19 protein-coding genes and 2 riboswitches are annotated in these 21,337 nt (G+C 72.4%); of the genes, 10 read left to right on the top strand and 9 right to left on the bottom strand.

Annotated features, from left to right (window positions below):
* Nucleotides 1–69 precede the first annotated feature (69 nt).
* Together H976_RS0112815 and cbiE are read right to left on the bottom strand one after the other, a co-directional pair.
* A complete protein-coding gene (locus tag H976_RS0112815; protein WP_027861869.1) occupies nt 70–822 on the bottom strand; it encodes a cobalt-precorrin-4/precorrin-4 C(11)-methyltransferase in 753 nt (250 codons plus the stop codon).
* The gene (gene cbiE, locus H976_RS0112810; protein WP_231388905.1) at nt 819–2,039 is read right to left on the bottom strand and encodes a precorrin-6y C5,15-methyltransferase (decarboxylating) subunit CbiE; all 1,221 of its coding nucleotides are present in this window, start codon (nt 2,037–2,039) and stop codon (nt 819–821) included. Before cbiE ends, H976_RS0112815 begins: the two co-directional genes overlap by 4 nt.
* An 18-nt stretch (nt 2,040–2,057) precedes the next feature.
* Nucleotides 2,058–2,194, top strand: a riboswitch (cobalamin riboswitch).
* A 66-nt stretch (nt 2,195–2,260) separates the two neighbouring features.
* Here cbiE and H976_RS0112805 point away from each other — a divergent pair.
* From H976_RS0112805 to H976_RS0112765, 9 genes are all read left to right on the top strand, one after another.
* Nucleotides 2,261–4,255 carry a VWA domain-containing protein gene (locus H976_RS0112805; RefSeq protein WP_155918224.1) on the top strand — a complete coding sequence of 665 codons (1,995 nt, stop codon included), beginning with the start codon at nt 2,261–2,263 and terminating at the stop codon, nt 4,253–4,255.
* Nucleotides 4,252–4,902 (top strand): 5,6-dimethylbenzimidazole synthase, encoded by a 651-nt coding sequence (bluB, locus tag H976_RS0112800; protein ID WP_027861866.1) that lies wholly within the window; start codon nt 4,252–4,254, stop codon nt 4,900–4,902. The genes H976_RS0112805 and bluB overlap by 4 nt, the downstream gene beginning before the upstream one ends.
* A 1-nt stretch (nt 4,903) precedes the next feature.
* Entirely contained in the window at nt 4,904–5,518 is a 615-nt protein-coding gene (gene cobO, locus H976_RS0112795) for a cob(I)yrinic acid a,c-diamide adenosyltransferase (protein WP_027861865.1), read from the top strand.
* Nucleotides 5,519–5,528: 10 nt separating this feature from the next.
* Entirely contained in the window at nt 5,529–8,030 is a 2,502-nt protein-coding gene (locus tag H976_RS0112790) for a cobyrinate a,c-diamide synthase (protein WP_027861864.1), read from the top strand.
* Between the two features lie 14 nt (nt 8,031–8,044).
* Nucleotides 8,045–8,116, top strand: a riboswitch (cobalamin riboswitch).
* 60 nt (nt 8,117–8,176) lie between these two features.
* Complete coding sequence (locus tag H976_RS0112785) at nt 8,177–8,389, top strand: CbtB-domain containing protein (protein WP_027861863.1); 213 nt, start codon at nt 8,177–8,179, stop codon at nt 8,387–8,389.
* 7 nt (nt 8,390–8,396) lie between these two features.
* The gene (locus H976_RS0112780) at nt 8,397–9,191 is read left to right on the top strand and encodes a CbtA family protein (RefSeq protein ID WP_027861862.1); all 795 of its coding nucleotides are present in this window, start codon (nt 8,397–8,399) and stop codon (nt 9,189–9,191) included.
* On the top strand, nt 9,188–10,225 hold the full coding sequence (cobT, locus tag H976_RS0112775; protein ID WP_051276771.1) for a nicotinate-nucleotide--dimethylbenzimidazole phosphoribosyltransferase: 1,038 nt from the start codon (nt 9,188–9,190) through the stop codon (nt 10,223–10,225). The genes H976_RS0112780 and cobT overlap by 4 nt, the downstream gene beginning before the upstream one ends.
* A complete protein-coding gene (locus H976_RS0112770; RefSeq protein ID WP_027861860.1) occupies nt 10,218–10,973 on the top strand; it encodes an adenosylcobinamide-GDP ribazoletransferase in 756 nt (251 codons plus the stop codon). The genes cobT and H976_RS0112770 overlap by 8 nt, the downstream gene beginning before the upstream one ends.
* A gap of 10 nt (nt 10,974–10,983) precedes the next feature.
* On the top strand, nt 10,984–11,925 hold the full coding sequence (locus H976_RS0112765) for a cobalamin biosynthesis protein (protein WP_036226202.1): 942 nt from the start codon (nt 10,984–10,986) through the stop codon (nt 11,923–11,925).
* 18 nt (nt 11,926–11,943) lie between these two features.
* Here H976_RS0112765 and H976_RS0112760 read toward each other — a convergent pair whose 3' ends face one another.
* From H976_RS0112760 to H976_RS26130, 7 genes are all read right to left on the bottom strand, one after another.
* On the bottom strand, nt 11,944–12,255 hold the full coding sequence (locus tag H976_RS0112760) for a hypothetical protein (RefSeq protein ID WP_027861858.1): 312 nt from the start codon (nt 12,253–12,255) through the stop codon (nt 11,944–11,946).
* A 56-nt stretch (nt 12,256–12,311) separates the two neighbouring features.
* On the bottom strand, nt 12,312–12,839 hold the full coding sequence (locus H976_RS0112755) for a bifunctional adenosylcobinamide kinase/adenosylcobinamide-phosphate guanylyltransferase (protein WP_027861857.1): 528 nt from the start codon (nt 12,837–12,839) through the stop codon (nt 12,312–12,314).
* The gene (locus H976_RS0112750; RefSeq protein ID WP_027861856.1) at nt 12,836–13,555 is read right to left on the bottom strand and encodes a cobalt-precorrin-6A reductase; all 720 of its coding nucleotides are present in this window, start codon (nt 13,553–13,555) and stop codon (nt 12,836–12,838) included. The genes H976_RS0112755 and H976_RS0112750 overlap by 4 nt, the downstream gene beginning before the upstream one ends.
* Nucleotides 13,552–14,982: a cobyric acid synthase gene (locus H976_RS0112745; protein WP_027861855.1), complete on the bottom strand. Its 1,431-nt coding sequence runs from the start codon at nt 14,980–14,982 to the stop codon at nt 13,552–13,554. The genes H976_RS0112750 and H976_RS0112745 overlap by 4 nt, the downstream gene beginning before the upstream one ends.
* Nucleotides 14,979–15,710 (bottom strand): precorrin-6A synthase (deacetylating), encoded by a 732-nt coding sequence (cobF, locus tag H976_RS0112740; protein WP_027861854.1) that lies wholly within the window; start codon nt 15,708–15,710, stop codon nt 14,979–14,981. Before cobF ends, H976_RS0112745 begins: the two co-directional genes overlap by 4 nt.
* The gene (gene cobN, locus H976_RS0112735; RefSeq protein WP_027861853.1) at nt 15,707–19,366 is read right to left on the bottom strand and encodes a cobaltochelatase subunit CobN; all 3,660 of its coding nucleotides are present in this window, start codon (nt 19,364–19,366) and stop codon (nt 15,707–15,709) included. Before cobN ends, cobF begins: the two co-directional genes overlap by 4 nt.
* A gap of 168 nt (nt 19,367–19,534) precedes the next feature.
* The gene (locus tag H976_RS26130) at nt 19,535–20,233 is read right to left on the bottom strand and encodes a ferredoxin (RefSeq protein ID WP_231388903.1); all 699 of its coding nucleotides are present in this window, start codon (nt 20,231–20,233) and stop codon (nt 19,535–19,537) included.
* A 126-nt stretch (nt 20,234–20,359) separates the two neighbouring features.
* On the opposite strand from H976_RS26130, the gene H976_RS26125 reads away from it, so the two are divergent.
* Nucleotides 20,360–21,307 (top strand): patatin-like phospholipase family protein, encoded by a 948-nt coding sequence (locus H976_RS26125; RefSeq protein WP_081682868.1) that lies wholly within the window; start codon nt 20,360–20,362, stop codon nt 21,305–21,307.
* Nucleotides 21,308–21,337 lie beyond the last annotated feature (30 nt).

The following is a 21,337-nucleotide window of genomic DNA, read 5'->3' as shown; positions in this document are numbered from 1 at the left end:
GCACTTCTGGTTGGTCGGGCTCACCATTTCTGCCCGGTCAGCGACGTACGGCCAACCAGAAGTGCCCGGTCAGCGTTTCTGGGAGCGGTCGCGCGCGGGGTCGTAGAGGAACGACTGGGCGGGGTCGTCGGGCTCGAGGGCGCGGCCGACCAGGATGACGGCGGCCTGGCGGAGGCCGGCGAGCTCGACCTGCTCGGCGATGTCGCCGACGGTGCCGCGCAGGACCAGCTGTCCGGGCTGGCTGGCGCGGTGTACGACGACCACGGGGCAGTCGACTCCGTAGTGTCCGGCCAGCTCGTCCATCAGCTCGCGGGTCCGGGTGATCGCGAGGTGTACCACGAGCGTGGCGCCGGTCGCGGCGAAGCTGGCCAGCTCCTCGCCCGCCGGCATGGCGGTCGAGCGCGCCTGCGCCCGGGTGAGTACGACGGACTGGGCGACCAGCGGGACGGTCAGCTCCCGACCGACCAGGGCAGCCGCAGCGGCGTACGCCGGGACGCCGGGTGTCACGTCCCACTCCACGCCGGCCTGGTCGAGCCGGTGGGTCTGCTCGGTCAGCGCGGAGTACACCGACGGGTCGCCTGAGACCAGTCGCACCACCTCGAGTCCGTCACGGGAGGCACCGACGAGGCGCGCCATGATCTGGTCGAGGTCGAGGTCCTGGGTGTCGACCAGCTCGGCGTCCGGGCTGACGTGCACGAGGAACCCCTCGTCGAGATAGGTGCCGGGGTAGAGCACCACGTCGGCGTTCGCGAGCAGGTCGGCCGCGCGCAGGGTCAGCAGGTCGGCCGCGCCCGGGCCGGCCCCCACGAAGTGCACGGTCACGTCGAGACCGCCCACATCGTCACGGCTCGCGCCGGGGTCCAGCCGGTGAACGACCCGATCGGTGCTGCCCGCTCGACGGAGTGGCGGGTGAGCTCACCGCCGTGCTCGGCGTACAGCTCGGCCAGCAGCGTCTCGGTCTCCAGGGTGACGCCGTGCACCACCAACCGCCCGCCGGGACCGAGCCGCGCCAGGCAGGTCTCGAGGAGGCCGGGCTCGGTCGCACCGCCACCGACGAAGATGGCGTCCGGGTCGGGCAGGTCGGCCAGAACGGCGGGTGCGCGGCCGTGCACGACCTCGAGGTGCGGGACACCCAGGTGCCGCGCGTTGAACCCGATCTGCGTGGCGCGGTCCTCGTCTCCCTCGACGGCGATGGCCCGGCACCGCGGGTGCGCGCGCATCCACTCGATGCCGACGGACCCGGCGCCCGCACCGACGTCCCAGAGCAGCTGGCCCGGTTGCGGAGCCAGCCGCGCCAGGGCACCGGCCCGCAGGTCGCGCTTGGTCAGCTGGCCGTCGTTGCCGTAGGCGTCGTCGGGCAGCCCGGCCGCCCACGAGCCGATGACGGGTCCGTCCAGCTCCAGCGCCAGGACGTTGAGTCGCGGGGACGACGCCGACCACGTCGAGGCGATCCCCTCGATGCGCGACTCCTCGGCCGAGCCGAGGTCACCGAGCACGACCACGCGAGAGGCACCGTAGCCGTAGGAGGTCAACAGCGCCGCCACGAAGGCCGGGGTGGTCTCGTCGGAGGACAGCAGCAGCACGCGATGTCCCGGCGCGAGCTGGCGCAGCAACAGGTGCGGGTCACGGGCGACGAGCGAGACCACCTGGCTCGACTCCGCCGACCAGCGCATCCGCGCCCGGGCGAGGGCCACCGACGAGACGCCCGGCAGGACCTCCACCGCCTCGGGCCCGAACAGGTCGACCAGCGTGCTGCCGATGCCCGAGACCATCGGGTCGCCACTGGCGACGACGACCACGCTGCGTGCGGCGTACGACGCCATCAGCTCGCGCAACCCGGGCCGCAGCGGCGAGGGCAGCTCCTCGCGCACCTGTCCCGCGACCTCGGGGACCAGCGCCTGCACCCGGGGGCCGGCGACCAGCACCTCGGCGGCGCCGATCCGCTCGCGGGCGACCTCGGACAGCCCGCTCCAGCCATCGGCACCGATGCCGACGACGAGCAGGGACGAGGGGAGGGACTCACCCATGGTCTGGGCCACGACGGTTGACGCTATCGTGACTGACGACAGGCACGAGGTGCCCCGTGAGGGGAGAATCGGGAAGCCGGTGAAACTCCGGCACAGGCCCGCTGCGGTGACCGTGACGATCGGGAGTCACGGAAGTCCGAAGACCGGCCTCGCGCCGCCGTGTTAGCTGGTGACGAGCGGGAGCCTCCATGCCACAGCAGTTTCCTTTCAGTGCCGTTGTCGGATCCGACGACATGGCGCTCGCCCTTGTGCTGACGACGATCTCGCCCGAGGTCGGCGGGGTGCTCGTGCGCGGCGAGAAGGGCACCGCGAAGTCGACGATCGTGCGCGCCCTGGCCGCCGTACTCCCCCCGATCGAGGTGATCGCCGGCGACCGCTTCTCCACCGACCCCCGCGAGTCCTCCCCGCTCTCGCCCGACGGTCCGTTCGGGGCCGACGCCTCGACCGAGACCCGACCGGTGCGTCTCGTGGAGCTGCCGGTCGGCGCCACCGAGGACCGCGTGCTCGGGTCGCTGCACCTCGAGCGGGCGCTGTCCGAGGGCCGCACGGAGTACGAGCCCGGCCTGCTGGCCCGTGCCCACCGCGGGATCCTGTACGTCGACGAGGTCAACCTGCTGCACGACCACCTCGTCGACCTCCTGCTCGACGCCGCCGCCATGGGACGGTCGACCGTCGAGCGCGACGGGGTCTCGGTCGAGCACGCCGCCCGCTTCGTCCTGGTCGGCACCATGAACCCCGAGGAGGGCGAGCTCCGCCCCCAGCTGCTCGACCGGTTCGGCCTGACGGTCGAGGTCTCCGCCCCGCGTGAGCCGGCCCTGCGCGTCGAGGTCGTACGACGGCGAATGGCCTACGACAACGACCCGGACGCGTTCGCAGCGGAGTACGCCGAGCCGGAGAAGCTGCTCACCGAGCGCATCCTCGCGGCCCAGTCGCTGGTCGGGAAGGTGCGACTGAGCGACGAGGCGCTGCTCAAGATCGCCGAGGTGTGCGCCGCGTTCGAGGTCGACGGGATGCGCGCCGACATCGTCACCGCCCGGGCCGCGATGGCCCACGCGGCCTGGAACGACCGGGCCGAGGTGACCCGCGCCGACATCCGGGCCGCCGCCCGCCTCGCGCTCCCCCACCGTCGTCGCCGCAACCCGTTCGACGCCCCCGGTCTCGACGAGGACCTGCTCGACCAGATCCTCGGCGACGACGAGCCCGAACCCCCGGAACCGACCGATCCGCCACCCAGCGACGACCCGGGTGACCAGCCGCTCGAGGACGACGACGGCCCGGACCCCTCGAGCAGCGACACCCGCGAGACACCGGACGATGCGTCATACGAATCGGGGCCTCAAGACCACGATTCGTATGACGCACCGCAGGAGGAGAAGTCGTCCGCAGGTCTCCCCCAGGGCAGTGACCAGTCGACGACGGTCGGGGCGGGAGATCCCTACCGCACCAGGCTGTTCACGGTCCGCGGCACGGGCGGTGGTGCGGCCGGGAAGCGCAGCCGGGCGATCACCGAGTGGGGTCGCCGGGTCGGTGCCCACCGCCCGGTCGACGGCACCGGGTCCATCGACCTGACCGAGACCCTCCGTGCGGCTGCCGCTCACCAGCACGAGCGCGGCCGTCGCGGCGGCCCGATGCGGTTCCGCGGCGACGATCTCCGGGTCGCGACCCGCGAGGGCCACGAGGCCAACCTGATCCTGTTCTGCGTCGACGCGTCCGGCTCGATGGCCGCCCGCAAGCGCATGGAGCAGGTCAAGACCGCCATCCTCTCGTTGCTCCTCGACGCCTACCAGCGGCGCGACAAGGTCGGCCTGGTCACCTTCCGCGGCGACCGCGCCGACCTGGTGCTGCCACCGACCCATTCGGTCGAGATCGCCGCGGCCCGCCTGGGCGAGCTCCCTGCCGGAGGACGTACGCCGCTGGCCGAGGGCCTGCTCGAGTCCGCCCGTGTCCTCGAGGTCGAGCGGGTCCGCGACCCGCGTCGTCGTCCGCTGCTGGTGCTCGTCACCGACGGTCGCGCGACCGCCGGCGCCGATGCCGTACGCCGCTCGCGTCTCGCCGCCGACCACCTGGCCCGTCGCGACATCGCCGCGCTCGTCGTCGACTGCGAGTCGGGGTCGTTCCGGATGGGGCTGGCCGGCGAGCTCGCGCGGCACCTGCACGCCGAGCACGTCGCGGTGACCGAGGTCAGCGCCACCGCTCTCACCGGCGCGGTCCACGAGCGCGTCGCATGAACGCGCCACCCAGCACGCTCAGCGCCGACCTCTACGACGTCATCGCCCGGCGGCGCGACGTACGCGCCGAGTTCAGCAGCGACCCCCTCGACCCCGACGTGCTCGAGCGGGTCCTGCAGGCGGCCCACTCGGCTCCCAGCGTCGGGCACAGCCAGCCGTGGGACTTCGTCCTGGTCCGCGACACCGCGACGCGTGAGCGGTTCCAGGAGCACGTCGCGACCGAGCGGGCGTCGTACGCCGCGTCGCTGCCGGAGGAGCGCCAGCAGACCTTCGGACGCATCAAGGTCGAGGGCGTCCTGGAGTCCGCCCTCGCGGTGGTGGTCACCTACGACCCCGACCGCGGCGGCACCCAGGTGCTCGGCCGGCACGCCATCGATGACGCCGGGCTCTACTCCGCCGTCCTGGCGATCCAGAACCTCTGGCTGGCCGCCACCGCCGAGGGACTGGGCGTCGGCTGGGTGTCCTTCTACCGCGAGGAGTTCCTGCGCGACCTGCTCGCCATCCCTGAACGAGTGCGGCCGATCGCCTGGCTGTGCGTCGGCCCGGTGACCCACCTCGAGGAGGTCCCCGACCTCGAGCGCCACGGCTGGCGGCAGAAACGACCCCTCGCCGAGGCCATCCACCACGAGAAGTACGGAAGCCACTGACATGCCCAAGGGACAACCGCTCGTCGTGCCCGACGACGGACTGACCACGCGCCAGCGCCGCAACCGGCCGTTGCTGATGGTGCACACCGGCGACGGCAAGGGGAAGTCGACCGCCGCGTTCGGGCTGGCGATCCGCAGCTGGAACCAGGGCTGGAACGTCGGCGTCTTCCAGTTCGTGAAGTCGGCCAAGTGGCGCATCGGCGAGCAGACCGTGCTCGAACGTCTCGGCGAGCTGCACAAGGAGAACGGCGAGGGCGGCCCGGTCGAGTGGCACAAGATGGGCGCCGGCTGGTCGTGGTCGCGCAAAGCCGGCGACGAGGCGGACCACGAAGCCGAGGCGGCCGAGGGCTGGGCCGAGATCAAGCGGCGGCTGGCCGAGGAGACCCACGACCTCTACGTGCTCGACGAGTTCACCTACCCGATGAAGTGGGGCTGGGTCGACGTCGAGGACGTCGTACAGACCCTGCGTGACCGTCCGGGCCGGCAGTACGTCGTGATCACCGGCCGCAACGCCGACCCCCGCCTCATCGAGGTGGCCGACCTGGTCACCGAGATGACCAAGGTCAAGCACCCCATGGACGCCGGGCAGAAGGGCCAGCGGGGCATCGAGTGGTAGCCCCCTCCTCATGACCAGCCTGCCCCGGATCGTCGTCGCTGCCCCCGCCACCGGGCAGGGCAAGACCACGATCGCGACCGGGCTGATGGCGTCTCTCACCCGCACCGGGCACGTCGTCAGCGGCCACAAGGTCGGGCCCGACTACATCGACCCCGGCTACCACGCCCTCGCCTGCCGCCGTCCCGGCCGCAACCTCGACCCCCACCTGGTGGGCGAGGAGCGCATCGTCCCGCTGCTGCTGCACGGCGCCCGGGGCGCCGACGTCGCCGTCGTCGAAGGCGTGATGGGCCTGTACGACGGACGCATCGGTACCCAGGGCTACGCCTCCACCGCCCACGTCGCCGCCCTCACGAGGACCCCGGTCGTCCTCGTCGTGGACATCTCCCGCGCCTCCCGCTCCGTCGGCGCCGTCGTGCACGGCATGGCGACCTTCGACCCCTCGGTCGAGATCGCGGGCGTGATCCTCAACAAGGCCGGCTCCCCGCGTCACGCCGCCGAGGTGGCCGACTCGATCAGCCTGCCGGTGCTCGGCACCCTCGGTCGCGACCAGGCGGTCAGCGCACCGTCACGCCACCTCGGCCTGGTGCCTGCCGCCGAACGAGGCGAGGCCGCCCACGCCCTCGACGCCCTGGCCGACCTGGTGGCCGAGGCGATCGACCTCGAGGCGGTGCTCAAGCTGGCCTCGACCGCTCCCGACCTCGAGAGCGAGCCGTGGGACCCGGAACGTGAAGTCGTGGTTTCGAGACGGGTCTGGCGGCCCTCCTCAACCACCGATGCCGAGCGACCGGTCGTCGCGATGGCGGGCGGGCGCGCCTTCACCTTCCGCTACACCGAGACCGAGGAGCTGCTGAGGGCGGCCGGCTGCGAGGTCACGACCTTCGACCCGTTGGAGGACACGGCCCTGCCGCCGGGCACCTCGGGCATCTACCTCGGCGGTGGCTTCCCCGAGGTGCACGCGCCGGGACTCAGCGAGAACGCTCCCCTGCGCGCCGAGCTGCACGCTGCCATCGAGGCCGGCGTGCCGACGGTGGCCGAGTGCGCCGGACTGTTGTACCTGTGCCGGTCGGTGGACGACGCCGTGATGGTCGGCTCGTTGCCCGCGACGGCCCGGATGACCCCACGGCTGACGCTGTCCTACCCCTCGGTGACGGCGCCGGCCGACTCGCTGCTGACCCGCGAGGGTGAGACGGTCACCGGTCACGAGTTCCACCGCACGCACGTCGAGCCGCGTGCCGGTGCCGTCCCCGCCTGGTCGGTCGACGACGTGCCGGTGGGGTTCGCCGGCCCGAGCCTGCATGCGTCGTACCTCCACGTGCACTGGGCCGGCCACCCGCAGCTCGCTCAACGGTTCGCCGATGCAGCGCACGCCTTCCTGGGTGGTCGAGCAGCGAGCGAAGCGAGTGATCAGTCGAGACCACGCACGCGGCCGGTGGTCTCGACTGACCGCTCGCTGGCGCTGGCTGCTCGACCACCTACTGTGAGTGACCCGTTGCGGCACCACGGTGACGCCGAGGTCCGGGACGCGGGGCTGCTCGACTTCGCCGTCAACGTCTACCCCGGACCGCGGCCGCTGTGGCTGGAGCAGACGCTGCGGGACAGCCTCGACGCCGTCGGTGACTACCCGTCGCCAGCGGCAGCCGAGGACGCGGTCGCCGCCAGGCATGGACGACCTCGCGCGGAGGTCATCGCCACTGCCGGGGCGGCCGAGGCGTTCACGCTGGTCGCGCGGGCCCGACCGTGGCGCCGGCCGGTGGTGGTGCATCCGCAGTTCACCGAACCGCACGCCGCCCTCGAGCAGGCCGGGCACCCCGTCACCGAGGTGGTGCTCGCCCATCCGTTCGGTCTGGATCCCACGGCCGTCCCGAACGACGCCGACCTGGTCGTGCTCGGTAATCCGACCAACCCCACGGGCGTGCTGCACCCTGTCGAGACGCTCCGACGGCTCGCGCGACCCGGACGGCTGGTCGTCGTCGACGAGGCGTTCATGGACACGGTCCCGGGCGAGACCGAGACCGTCATCGGCACACCCGGCTTCCTGGTGATCCGCAGCCTGACCAAGCACTGGTCGATCCCGGGGATCCGCGCCGGGTACGCCGTCGGGCCGGCCGACGTGATCGCCGACCTGCGCCGCGAGCAGTCGCCGTGGTCGGTGTCGACGACGGCCGCCGCGGCGATCCGCGCCTGCGCCTCCGACGCCGCCCGGGCCGAGTCGGAGCGTCGAGCCGAGGCGGTCGCGGGCTGGCGGAGCGAGCTGGTCGACGCCCTCGACGGCCTCGGCATCCCCACCGTGGCCTCGAGCACGTCCTTCGTGCTGGCCCGCCTCGGGGAGGGTGGGCATGCCGCGCTGCGCCGGGCCGGAATCGCCGTACGACGGGCCGACACCTTCCCGGGACTCGACGGGTCGTGGGTTCGGATCGCCGTACGACCGGGCGAGCAGACGCAGCGGCTGCTGACCGCCGTGAAATCGTGGCTCGACGGCCTGTCCGCCGGGCCACCGGATGCCCTAGGCTGACGACGCGGGCACGAGGAAGCCGGTGGGACTCCGGCACAGTCGCGCTACTGTGACACCGCCTCCGACCAGGAGCGGTGAAGTCAGACCCGAGGGTCCGCACTTCAACCCAACAAGCAGGGACGCACGAATCCCTGAGGAGGACACACATGTCGCAGACGACAGCAGCAGCACCCACCGTCGAGGTCCCCTCGATCCCGCTCGCCGAGCTCGCCCCGTGGGCGCTCTTCTTCGGTCTGCTGGCCGTCCTGGCGATCGTCTTCGTGAGCGCCGACCAGGGAGCCTTCTCGATCCCGTCGGGCAACGCCATCCACGAGTGGGTCCACGACGGACGCCACCTCCTCGGCTACCCCTGCCACTGAGCACCCGATGACTGCCCGGGCTTTCCTGGTCCGTGGCCTCCTCGCCGGCCTGTTCGCCGGCATCGCCGCCTTCGCGGTCGGTTACTTCGTCGCCGAACCCCAGATCCAGACGGCGATCAACTACGAGGAGTCCCACGAGGACGCACCTGCCACGCACACCCACTCCGGTGACGCCGGGGCCGAGGCGGGGCACCACCACGACGAGGGCGGCACGGTCGTCTCCCGCCACAACCAGCGCACCTGGGGTCTGCTCACCGGCACCCTCGCCATCGGGATCGCCCTCGGCGGCATCGTCGCCCTGGTCGCCGCCGGTGTCCTGGGTCGCATCGGCGCCCTGTCACCTGGCCAGTCGACCGCCCTGGTCGCGCTCCTGGGCTGGGTCGCGGTCATCCTGGTGCCGTTCCTGAAGTACCCCGCCAACCCACCGGCCATCGGCAATGCCGACACCATCGGGTCGCGTACGACGGAGTACTTCGTCTTCATGGTGATCTCGATCGTCGTCACCGTCCTCTCGACGATGCTCGCGCTGCGCGTGCGCGACCACTACGGCACCTACACCGGCCTCCTCGCCGGCGTCGGGCTGTTCGTCGTGGTGATGGTCATCGCCGGCCAGCTGATGCCGACCGTCAACGAGGTCGGCGACTTCCCGGCGGACACGCTGTGGTACTTCCGCCGCGCCTCGCTGATCACCAGCGCCACCATGTGGGCGGTGCTGGGCGCGGTCCTGTCCGGGCTCGTCGGGCGCCTCTACAGCCGCGAGCAGAGCATCGCCGCGCGTCGCGCTCTGGCGGCCAGCCTGTGAGCCCGGTCCTCCGGCCGCCCGACCCCGACGTGGTCGCGGCGGCAGCAGCGCGACTGGCCGGGCTGGCCACTCCGGCCGGAGCCCTGGGACGGCTCGGCGACCTCGCTGTCTGGATCGCTGGTGCCCAGGGCGTGGTGCCGCCCGAGCCGTTGACCAACGTGCGGCTGGTGATCTTCGCCGGCGACCACGGCGTCGCGGCCCACGGCGTCTCGGCGTACCCCCCGGCCATCACCGGCGCGATGGTGCGCACCTTCGTTGCCGGCCTGGCGGGCGTCAACGCCCTGGCCTCCGCGCACGACGTGCACGTGCGGGTGCTCGACATCGGTGTCGACGAGGACCTGATCGATGTCCCCGAGGACGTGCGGGCGCACAAGGTACGCCGCAGCAGTGGGGCCATTCACCTCGAGGATGCCCTGAGCGCCGACGAGACCACGCAGGCGCTCGAGGTCGGTCGCCGGGTCGCTCGTGAGGAGATCGACGCCGGTGCACAGCTGCTGCTCGGCGGTGACATGGGCATCGGCAACACCACCCCGGCAGCCGCACTGATCGCAGCCGGCCTCGGGCTGCCCGCTCGCGAGGTCACCGGCCGCGGGACCGGCATCGACGAGGCTGCGCTCGCGCACAAGGAGTCCGTCATCGAGCAGGCGCTGGCGCGTGCGGGCGACCGCACCGCTGACCCGATCGAGTGCCTGACCGCCCTGGGCAGCGCCGACCTGGCGGCTGCCACCGGCTACCTCGTGGCTGCCGCGGAGGCGGGTGTGCCGGTGCTGCTCGACGGCGTCATCTCGGTCGCCTGCGCCCTCACCGCCGACCGCATCGCGCCCGGTGCGGCCGCCTGGTTCGCTGCCGGGCACCGCTCCACCGAGCCGGCCCAGTCGCTGGCCCTCGACAAGCTCGGCCTCGCGCCGATCCTCGACCTCGGCATGCGCCTGGGCGAGGGCAGCGGTGCGGTCGCCGCCGTACCCGTCGTCCGCAGCGCGATCAGCGTGCTGCGCGACGTCGCGCTGCTCGCCGACCTCATGCCGGATGCGTGACGCCTGGCGACTCGCAGTCGGGACCCTCACGGCGATCCCGGTCGCGGCTCCTCGGGTCGTCGATGCCCGCACCGCCGGCCGGGCCATGCTGCTGGCACCGGTCGCGGTGCTGCCGCTCGGGATCCTGGTCGGTCTCGTCGGCTGGGTCGGTGAACGGGCCGGGCTCAACCTGCTCGCAGTCGGCATCCTGGCCGTCGGCGCCCTGGCCGCGGGCAGCCGAGCGATCCACTGGGACGGCCTGTCCGACACCGCCGACGGCCTGACCGCGTCCTACGACGCCGAACGGTCGCTGGCGGTGATGAAGTCCGGCACGTCCGGACCGGCCGGCGTCATCGCCACCGTCGTCGTGGCCGGGGTCCAGGCAGCCTCACTGGCCACCCTGTTCCAGACGCCGCGAGGCGCCACGCTCGCCGGCCTCCTCGTCTGCGCCTCCCGGGTCGCGCTCTCGATCACCTGCCTGCGGGGGGTCCGCGCGGCCCGGCCCGACGGGTTGGGGCAGCCGCACAGCGGCACCGTTGCGCCCCTCGCCGCGGTCGTGTCCTGGCTGGTCACCGCGGTGCTCGTCGCCCTCGTCGCGGACTGGGCCCACCTCGAGGCCTGGCGCGGCCTCCTCGCCGTCGTGGTCGCCGGGCTCGTCGTCGTGCTGCTCGTACGTCGCGCCCTGCGCCGTTTCGGCGGGGTCACCGGTGACGTGTACGGCGCGGCGATCGAGCTAGCCCTCGCCACGTTGCTGCTGGCGCTCACATGATGGTCCTCACATGAGCACCGACATGAGCCGCGTGCTCGGGCTCCTCGTCGGGTTCGTGGCCGACCGCGTCATCCCCGATCCCGCGAGCTATCACCCGGTCGCGGGCTTCGGTCGGCTCGCAGCGTCGCTGGAGAGGCTGGGCTACGCACCGACGCGGCAACGCGGCGTTGCCTACACCGCCACCCTGGTCGGTGGGGCTGCGGTCGCCGGCCTTCTTCTCGAGCGCCGCCGCCCGGTGCTCGGCACCGCCCTCGCCACCTGGGCCGTCCTCGGCGGTGCCTCGCTCGAGCGAGAAGCCCTGGCCGTCTCCGAGCTGCTCGCCTCGGGTGACCTCCCGGGGGCGCGACAACGACTCACCCACCTCGTCGGCCGCGACACCACGTCGCTGGACGAGGGAGAGGTCGCACGTGCGGTCGTGGAGTCGGTCGCCGAGAACACCTCCGACGCGGTGGTCTCTCCGCTGGTCGTCGGGGCGCTGTTCGGCGTACCCGGGCTGCTTGCCTACCGCGCCACCAACACCCTCGACGCCATGGTCGGCCACCGCAGCTCGCGCTACCTCGAGTTCGGCTGGGCCTCCGCCCGGCTCGACGACCTGCTCAACCTGCCCGGCGCGCGCGTCACTGCCGTGCTCGCTGCCCTGCTCGGTCCCTCTCCCCGATCGGCCCTGGCCACGTGGGCACGAGACGCCTCCGCCCACCCCTCCCCCAACGCCGGCCCGGTCGAGGCCTCCTTCGCTGGCGCCCTGGGCATCCGCCTCGGCGGGCAGAACACCTACGGCGACCGCACCGAGCACCGCGCCGTCCTCGGCTCCGGCCGGGCGGCCGAGCCACGCGACATCCAGCGATCCGTCGAGCTCGCCCGCCGTGTCGACGTCGGTGCCGCGCTGGTCGCCGTGCTGGTGGCCGTGCTGGTGGCCGGCAGCCGCGCGCGCTCGTCGAGGAGCACTACGTAGACGTTCCACCTGGCAGGTCTACGTAGCGTCGGGTTCCTTGCTCCACTGCGTCTGCTCCAGGTTCGAGCGCCCCGGCCGCCCCCCTCCGGCGACGCGACGAGCGGCGTCCACCAGCTCGTCGGCGACCGCGACCGACTCCTTGAGCAGATAGCCGACGCCGCCGGCTCCCGGACCGATCAGACGCGGGGCGTACTCCGGCTCGAGGTACTGCGACCGGTTCGCCAGCCCTCGTGCACGTCGCGGCGGCGCGACGGCGGTGCTGGTGTTGTCGGGCGTGCCGCAGCGCCGACTGCAGCTGACACCCGCGACCGTGTGTCGGCACTGGCACACCCGACGAGTGCTACGTAGTTGGGTCCACGTGGACCCGACTACGTAGCGTTCGGGCCTCAGAGCTGGAGCACCCGCCCGGCCACGACCAGGTGCACCTCGTCGCACTCGGCGGCGAGCCGCTGGTTGACGGTGCCGAGCAGGTCGCGGAAGAGGCGGCCGGACCGGTGCTCGGGCACCACGCCGAGCCCGACCTCGTTGGTGACCAGCACGACCGGCCCGGGATGCACCGCCAGCGCCGACGCGGCGGGAGCCAGCGCGGAGTCGAGCAGGTCGTGCACCTCGCGGGAGGGCAGGTCCCAGGCCGCAGCGGCGTCGAGGAGGGCGGTCAGCCAGGTGCCGAGGCAGTCGACCAGGACCGGACCGGGAGTCGCGAGAGCAGCCACCAGGTCGCGCGACTCCAGTGTCGTCCAGCCGGCCGGGCGACGTGATTGGTGGGCGGCGATGCGGGCTGCCCAGTCCGGGTCGGGGTCCTCGGCGACGGTCGGTCCGGGGGCGACGTAGGTGACGTCCGGGCGGGTGGCCAACAAGGACTCCGCGTGCCGCGATTTGCCGGACCTGACACCACCGGTGACCAGGACCTTCATCGGCGCGCCTCCACCCACTCGACGGCCGACTCCACGTCGGTCACGGTCTCGACCCCGTCGGGCGCCGGCGGACGACGTACGACGACCACCGGGAGGTCCAGCTCGGCGGCGGCCTCGAGCTTGGCCTGCGTGTGCGTACCGCCGGAGTCCTTGGTGACCAGGACGTCGACGTCGTGACAGCGCATCAGGGCGAGCTCGTCCTCGCGGACGTAGGGGCCCCGGCTCAGCACGACCGTCCACGCCGGGGGCAACGTCAGGTCGGGTGGGTCGACCACCCGGGCCAATGTCGGGGTGTCGCCGAGCGTCTTCACGAAGCGACCCAGCTCCTGTCGGCCGACGGTCAGGAACGGGTGCCGGCCGAGGCGTGCGGCTGCGAGAGCAGCCTCTTCGTGCGAGTCGGCCCAGGTCCACGACGGCGCGCCTGACCACCCCGGCCGGGCCAGGCGGAGCAACGGGAGGTCATGGCAGGCGGCGGCAGCGTTGGCGGAGATGCGGGCCGAGAACGGGTGGGTGGCGTCGACCACCGCGTCGAACCCGAGGGCGCACGCCCGCAGGCCGGCGACGCCGCCGAAGCCACCGATCCGCACCTCACCGACCGGTAGCCGGGGGCGCGCGACCCGCCCGGCCAGCGACGACAACACGGCGATGCCCCGGTCGTCGAGGGCGGCGGCCAGGGCGCGGGCCTCAGCGGTGCCGCCGAGGATCAGGACCTTCACCGATCCGCTCCCGGCGGCAGCACCGGCAACCCACGCGGGGCGCCGTGGGTGGCGAGGTCGAGCAGCGCCTCGACGTCGAGGTGCTCCTCGACGAGCTCGGCCAGCCGGTCCAACCGCCGTTCCCGCGCCTCCGGGAACGATGCCTTCGACTCCACACCGAGGGCGTCGGCGAGGTAGAGCGCGCGGATGCCGTCGTCCTCCAGGCTGCCGTGCACCATCGTCCCGCGTACGGCGCCCGCCGACGTCGAGCCGACCACGCGGCCGTGATGGATCTCGTAGCCGGCCGGGCGGTGCACGCGCAGCACCTTCTCGCCGCGGAAGCTGGTGTCGAGGTCGAGCAGCCCCAGCCCCTCGACCTGGGTCCCGGGCCTGCCCTCGACGCCGTCGCGGTCGGCGATGGCGCGTCCGAGCATCTGGCAGCCACCACAGATCCCCAGCACCGGGCGACCGGAGGCGGCGTGCTCGAGGACGGCCCGGTCCAGCCCTCGCGTCCGCATCCAGTCGAGGTCGGCGATGGTCGCCCGCGTCCCGGGCAGCACCACCAGGTCGGCGTCGGAGAGGGCGCGCGGGTCGGACACGAAGACCACGTCGAGGTCGGGCTCCAGGCCGAGGGCGTCCACGTCGGTGAAGTTGCTGATCCGCGGGAACCGGATCACCGCCACCTTGCGGGCGCCACCGCCGGACCGTCGTCCCTCGAGCTCCAGCGCGTCCTCGGAGTCCAGCCACAGCGACGGGTCCCACGGCAGCGTCCCGAAGACGCGTCGACCGGTGAGCTCCGACAGCTCACGGAGCCCCGGTGCCAGCAGCGAGACATCGCCGCGGAACTTGTTGACCACGAAGCCGGCGACCAGCGCCTGGTCGGCGGGCGAGAGCAGCGCGACGGTGCCGAACATGGCCGCGAACACTCCCCCGCGGTCGATGTCCCCGACCACGACGGTCGGGATGTCGGCGTGCCGGGCCAGCCCCATGTTCACGTAGTCGCTCTCCCGCAGGTTGATCTCCGCGGGACTGCCGGCCCCCTCTGCGACGACTACCTCGTAGCGCGAGGTCAGGTCGTCGAAGGCGTCGTACGCCGCACGAGCGAGCCGCCGCCGACCGTCGACGAAGTCGCGGGCGTCGACCTCGCCGGCGGGACGACCCATCACCACGACGTGGCTGCGGCGGTCGCTGCCTGGCTTGAGCAGCACCGGGTTCATCGCCGCCTCGGGCTCGGCGCCGGCCGCGATCGCCTGGATCCACTGGGCGCGGCCGATCTCGGCACCGGCGCCGTCGGGACCGATGCACACCATCGAGTTGTTGGACATGTTCTGCGACTTGAACGGGGCGACCTTCAGGCCTCGACGGGCGAAGGCTCGGCACAGGCCGGTGGTGACGATGCTCTTGCCGGCGTCTGACGTGGTGCCGGCGACGAGCAGCGCGCGGGTCACGACACCCGCCTGAGCAGGTAGATGTCCATCACCCAGCCGGCCGCTTCCTTCGCCTTCGCGCGGGCGGTGTCGATCTCGGCGAGGACGTCGCCGACCCGACCCGCGACGAGTGCCTCGTCCGGCGTACCGAGGTTGGCGCCCCACCAGATCTGCCAGTCCTCGAGGCCGTCGAGCTCCAGCCGGGCGTTGAGCAGCACCGCGATGTTGTCCTGGCCGGTCTCCAGCGCCTCACGGAGCAGCCGGCTGGTGGTGACGTGCAGCGGTCGACCGACCTCGTGCAGCACGATCCGGTGACGCGCGGCGAGCAGCTGTACGGCGCTGATGCCGGGCAGCACGTCGTACTCGACCTGTGCCCGCCCACGCGCGTGGATCGACTCGACGATCCGGATGGTCGAGTCGTAGAGCGAGGGATCACCCCACACCAGGAAGGCGACGTCACCGGGCCGCTCGAGGAGCACCTGCTCGTACGCCGCCACCCGTGCTTCGTGCCAGTCCGCGACCGCGCGCGGGTAGTCGCGCGGGGCGTCCCGGTCGCGCTCCGGGTCGGGTACGGCGACCAACGGCACGTCTCCGTGCACGCGGCAGATCTCGCGCCGGGCCTCGAGGAGCCCGTCCTGCGACGACTTCTGGGCAGCCAGCACGTAGTCGACCGAGCGCAGCGCCTCCGCCACCTCGGGGGTGACATGCTGCGGCCCCATGCCGACGCCGAGGACCCGGATGCGCCTCACCGGTCCTCCAGGTCACCTTCGAGCTCGAGGTAGACCTGCTGCATGGCCGCGACGACCTCGGGGTCGGGCTCCTCCCAGAGCCCGCGGTCGGCCGCCTCGTGCAGCTTTTCGACGATGCCGCGCAGGGCCCACGGGTTCGACTTGCGCATGAACTCCTGGTTGGTCTCGTCGAGGACGTACTCCTTGGCGAGCGCGTCGTACATCCAGTCGTGCACCACGCCGGCCGTCGCGTCGAAGCCGAACAGGTAGTCGACGGTCGCGGCCAGCTCGAAGGCGCCCTTGTAGCCGTGCCGCTGCATCGCCCCGATCCAGCGCGGGTTCACGACCCGGGCCCGGAAGACGCGGTTGGTCTCCTCCTGAAGTGTGCGGGTGCGGACCGCGTCGGGCGTGGTCGAGTCGCCGACGTACGCCTTCGGGTCGGCGCCGGTCAGCGCACGCACGGTGGCGACCATGCCGCCGTGGTACTGGAAGTAGTCGTCGGAGTCGGCGATGTCGTGCTCGCGGGTGTCGATGTTCTTGGCCGCGACCTTGATCCGGCGGTAGTTGGCGCGCATGTCGTCGGCCGCCGGAGCCCCCTCCAATCCACGGCCGTAGGCGAAACCGCCCCAGCTCGTGTAGACCTCGGCGAGGTCGTTGTCGTCGCGCCAGCTGCCCGACTCGACCAGCTGCAGGATGCCGGCGCCGTACGACCCCGGCTTGGAGCCGAAGATGCGCGTGGTGGCGCGCCGCTCGTCGCCGTGCTCGGCCAGGTCGGCCTGGGCGTGTGCCCGCACGTAGTTCTGGTCCAGCGGCTCCTCGAGCGCCGCGACCAGCTGTACGGCGTCGTCGAGCATCGCCACGACGTGCGGGAAGGCGTCGCGGAAGAAGCCCGAGATGCGCACGGTCACGTCGATGCGGGGGCGCCCCAGCTCCTCGAGCGGTACGACGTGCAGGTCGCTCACCCGTCGCGACGCCTCGTCCCAGGTCGGCCGGACGCCCATCAGTGCGAGCACCTCGGCGATGTCGTCCCCGGACGTGCGCATCGCGCTGGTGCCCCACACGCTCAGGCCGACCGACTCGGGATAGGTCCCGGTCTCGTCGAGGTAGCGCTGCACCAGCGACTCGGCCATCGCGACGCCCGTGTCCCACGCCAGTCGCGACGGCACGGCCCGCGGGTCGACGGTGTAGAAGTTGCGACCGGTCGGCAGCACGTTGACCAGCCCGCGCAGCGGCGAGCCCGACGGCCCGGCCGGGATGAAGCCGCCGTCGAGGGCATGCAGCACCGCGTCCAGCTCGTCGGTGGTGTGCGCCAGCCGCGGCACCACCTGGGTGGCCGCGAACGCCAGCACCTTCTGCACCTCCGGCTCGTCGTGCAGCGACGCTGCCGCAGCCGGGTCCCAGCCCGAGTCCTCCATCCGCTGCACCAGGTCGCGCGCCTGCTCCTCGATGAGGTCGACGGCGTTGGTCGCCTCTGCGTTCTCCTTGAGGCCGAGCGCCGCACGCAGGCCGGGCACCGCGGCGGACTGGCCACCCCACACCTGCGAGGCACGCAGGATGGCGAGCACCAGGTTGACCCTGGCCTCGCCCGCGGGCGCCTGTCCGAGCACGTGCAGGCCGTCGCGGATCTGCGCGTCCTTGATCTCGCACAGCCAGCCGTCCACGTGCAGGATGAAGTCGTCGAACTCCTCGTCGTCCGGTCGCTCGTCGAGCCCGAGGTCGCGATGCATCTCGGCGGCGTGCATCAGCTGCCAGATCTCGCCGCGGATCGCCGGCAGCTTGGCCGGGTCCATCGCCGCGATGTTGGCGTGCTCGTCGAGCAGCTGCTCGAGACGGGCGATGTCGCCGTACGACTCCGCCCGCGCCATCGGCGGGATCAGGTGGTCGACGATGGTGGCGTGGGCGCGGCGCTTGGCCTGCGCGCCCTCGCCGGGGTCGTTGACCAGGAACGGGTAGACCAGCGGCAGGTTGCCGATCGCGGCGTCGGTCGCGCAGGACGCCGACAGTGCGGCGTTCTTGCCCGGCAGCCACTCCATCGACCCGTGCTTGCCGAGGTGTACGACGGCGTCCGCCCCGAAGCCCTCCTCCAGCCAGCGGTACGCCGCGAGGTAGTGGTGCGACGGCGCGAGGTCGGGGTCGTGGTAGATCGCGACCGGGTTCTCCCCGAAGCCCCGCGGCGGCTGGATCAGGAGCACGACGTTGCCGGCGGTGATCGTGGCCAGCACGATCTCGTCGGTGTCGTTGACGAACAGCTTCCCGGGCGCCGGTCCCCACGCCTCGGTGATGGCATCCATCAGCTCGTCCGGCAGTGAGGAGGTCCAGCGCTGGTAGTCGGCCACCGGGATGCGCACGTGCGCGTCGGTGAGCTGGGCGCTGGTCAGCCACTCCTCGTCCTGGCCACCGGCGGCGATCAGGGCATGGATCAGCGCGTCCCCCGCCTCGGTGTCGGCCTCCCATCCGGTGGTTGAGGAGCGAGCGCCAGCGAGCGTCTCGAAACCACCATCGAGGATGCGCGTGACGATGTTGTCCTCGCCGAGGTCGTATCCCTCGTCGCGCATCCGGCGCAGCAGCCGCACCGTCGAGACCGGGGTGTCCAGTCCGACGGCGTTGCCGACGCGGGAGTGCTTGGTCGGGTAGGCCGACAGCATCAGCGCGATCTTGCGCTCGCTCGTCGGCAGGTGCCGCAGCCGCGCGTGCTTGGTCGCGATGCCGGCGACCCGGGCGCACCGCTCGGGGTCGGCGACGTAGCGCGGCAGCCCGTCCGCGTCGATCTCCTTGAAGGAGAAGGGGGCGGTGATGATGCGTCCGTCGAATTCGGGGATGGCGATCTGGGTCGCCGAGTCCAGCGGCGTCACGCCGTCGTCGGAGGCTTCCCACTCCTCGCGGCTGCTCGTCAGGCACAGGCCCTGGAGGATCGGGATGTCCAGGGCGGCCATCCGCTCCACGTCCCAGGCCTCGTCCTCGCCCCCGGCCGACGCAGTGGCCGGCTGGCTCCCGCCCGCGGCGAGCACGGTGACGACGAGGGCGTCCAGGGTGCCGAGGGCGTCGTACAGGTCGTCGGGCGCGGAGCGCAGCGAGGAGGAGAAGATCGGTACGCCGACCGCCTCACCGGTGGCGTCGATCGCATCGGCGAGCGCGTGCGCGAAGTCGGTGTTCCCGCTCGCGTGGTGGGCCCGGTAGAACAGCACGCCTACCTTGGGCTTAGGTGGTCGAGCAGCGAGCGAAGCGAGCGGATAGTCGAGACCACTCTCCGCTCGCTCCAGCCACCCCCACGCCGGGATCTCTGCCGGCGGCTCGAAGCCCTCGCCGGTCAGCAGCACGGTGTCGGAGAGGAAGGCGTGCAGCTGGGCGAGGTTGGCGGGTCCGCCCTCGGCCAGGTAGCGGTGCGCCTCGGCGGCCACCCCGATCGGCACCGAGGACATCTCCATCAGCTCGGCGTTCGGCGACTGCTCACCCCCGAGCATCACCATCGGCATACCCGTCTCGCGGATCCGCTCGAACCCGCTGCACAGGTCCTGTGGGGAGCCGAGAATGCGGCCGACCACCAGGTCGCAGCCCTCCAGCGCGGCGGCCATGCCCTCGTGGCTGGGCCGCGACGGGTTGGCCCAGACGTAGTCGGCGCCCGAGGCACGCGCGGAGAGCAGGTCGGTGTCGGAGGTGGAGAGCAGTGCGATCTTCATGGTTCTCCCTGGGGGTTCTCGCCCCTCGTCGGTGGAGGTCCCGTGACCAGTGTCTGGCTGCGCCCGGTCCCCTTCGACCACGCGGGAGGACCGGGCGTCACAGTGGCGGAACCGCCCCGGAATTGACGCTGGGTCGCACCGGAGTTCCTGTCCACGAGACGTGTCCGATCAGACTAAGGGACGACGGGTGCGAGGGAGCCGGTGCGTCTCGACGGGGGTTCCCTCCACGAGGTGCTCCTTGGCGATCCGGCGGGCCGCATCGGGGTCGACCGCGCCGTACCAGACGTCGTCGGGCTGCACGCTGACCACCGGCGCCTGGTTGCACGGGAACTGACACCCGGTGTGCGTGATCAGCACGTCGTCGTCGCCCTGGCCCTGCCGCATGAGCTCGATGATCAGCGCCTCGGCGGTCAGGTCGGAGCCCATCGCCGTGCACCGCGGACCCCGGCAGACCAGCACCTGGTGCCGGTGCTCGGTGACGTCCTCCCAGGCGGCCGACGTGAGCCCGGGCTCGGACCCGGTGACCGGGCGGGTGCGTCCCACGAGCGCACGGACCTCCTCGGCGTCCTCGGCCAGCGAGGCGCCGATCAGCACCTCGGGGCGGTGGCCGGCACGCTCCCGCCACCAGTACGCCGCGATCCGGCGCAGCCAGGACACGGCCGGGGCCAGGCTGCCCAGGCTCACCCCTACGACGACGACACGCTCGGCGCCGAGGTCGGCCAACCGGGTCAGCTCACGGGACAGCGACGGGTCACCGAGCTGGAGGAAGGCGACGGTGGCGTCGTGCTCGGCGGCCCACGCATCGAGCCGCTCACGGGCCTGCACCTCACGGGCCGACATGCCGACGAGCACCACGGGTTCGAGCACCGGGTCACGCTACCCCGAGGGTTATCGAGACCTTCATGGGGCGTTTATTTCTATTTCCCTGCAAACCGGACATTTGAGGAGCACCATCGAGGTCAGAAGAGGGCTTCCCTAGCGCGGGAGGGCGCCATGGATCTCAAGTCAGCTTCTCGGGAACCGCACCGCGACGTGTTCGTGCTGTCCGGTGGCGCCAACCGCGGCGCCGTCCAGGTCGGCATGATGGAGGTGCTGCTCGAGCACGGCATCGTGCCCGACGCCCTCGTCGGCACCTCGGTCGGAGCCCTCAACGCCGCCTTCATGGGCCTGCGCCCCGACCGTGCCCGGGTGCGCGAGCTGCGTGCCCGCTGGATGCGACTGAGCACCCGCGACATCTTCCCCGGCGGCACCCTGTCCCGCATGGGCCACCTGCTCCGCCAGCGCCCCTACCTGTTCTCCCCCGCAGCGCTGACCCGCCTGGTGGCCGACTGGCTGCCGGCCGAGAACCTCGAGGACCTGCCGACCCCCGTCCGGGTGGTCACCACCCCGCTGACCGGCGACTCGGCGGCCTACCACCGGCACGGCAACCTCGCGCAGCTGCTCCTGGCCTCCGCAGCGGTCCCAGCGGTCTTCCCGCCGGTCGAGCTCCCGGCCAGCTGCGGTCACCCCGGCCTGCACGTCGACGGCGGCATCGCCGACCTCGTGCCCATCAGCGGCGCAGCGGACTTCGCCCCCACCCGGGTGTTCGTCCTCGACGCCAGCGTGCCGTCGCGCCTGCCGCGCGGCCGTACGCCGATCGACGTCCTGGTCGCCAGTCTCGGGGTGGCGACCCGGGTGCGTCCCGAACCGGACCTGGGGCCGGGCGTCGCCGTACACCGGCTGCGCACTCCCGACCTTGACATCCGGATGACCGACTTCTCCAGCACCGCCCGGCACATCGCCGACGGCCGGGTCGCCGCGGAGCAGCTCATCGACCAGCTGATCGCCCAGCGCGAGCAGGAGCTCGCCTCCCGTGGGAGCGAGGAGACCGAGGTCCTCGCACCCGTCCCGGCTCGACGCAGCACCATCCGCCTCTGGGACCGGCGCAACCGCGCCTCCTGAGATGCCCAAGTCCGAGCGGCAGCACGCTGC

This window comes from Marmoricola sp. URHB0036, from assembly GCF_000426045.1.
Lineage (GTDB): Bacteria > Actinomycetota > Actinomycetes > Propionibacteriales > Nocardioidaceae > Marmoricola.
The sequence above is the reverse complement of the archived record's forward strand: the minus strand, read 5'-3'. Positions and strand labels throughout refer to the sequence as shown.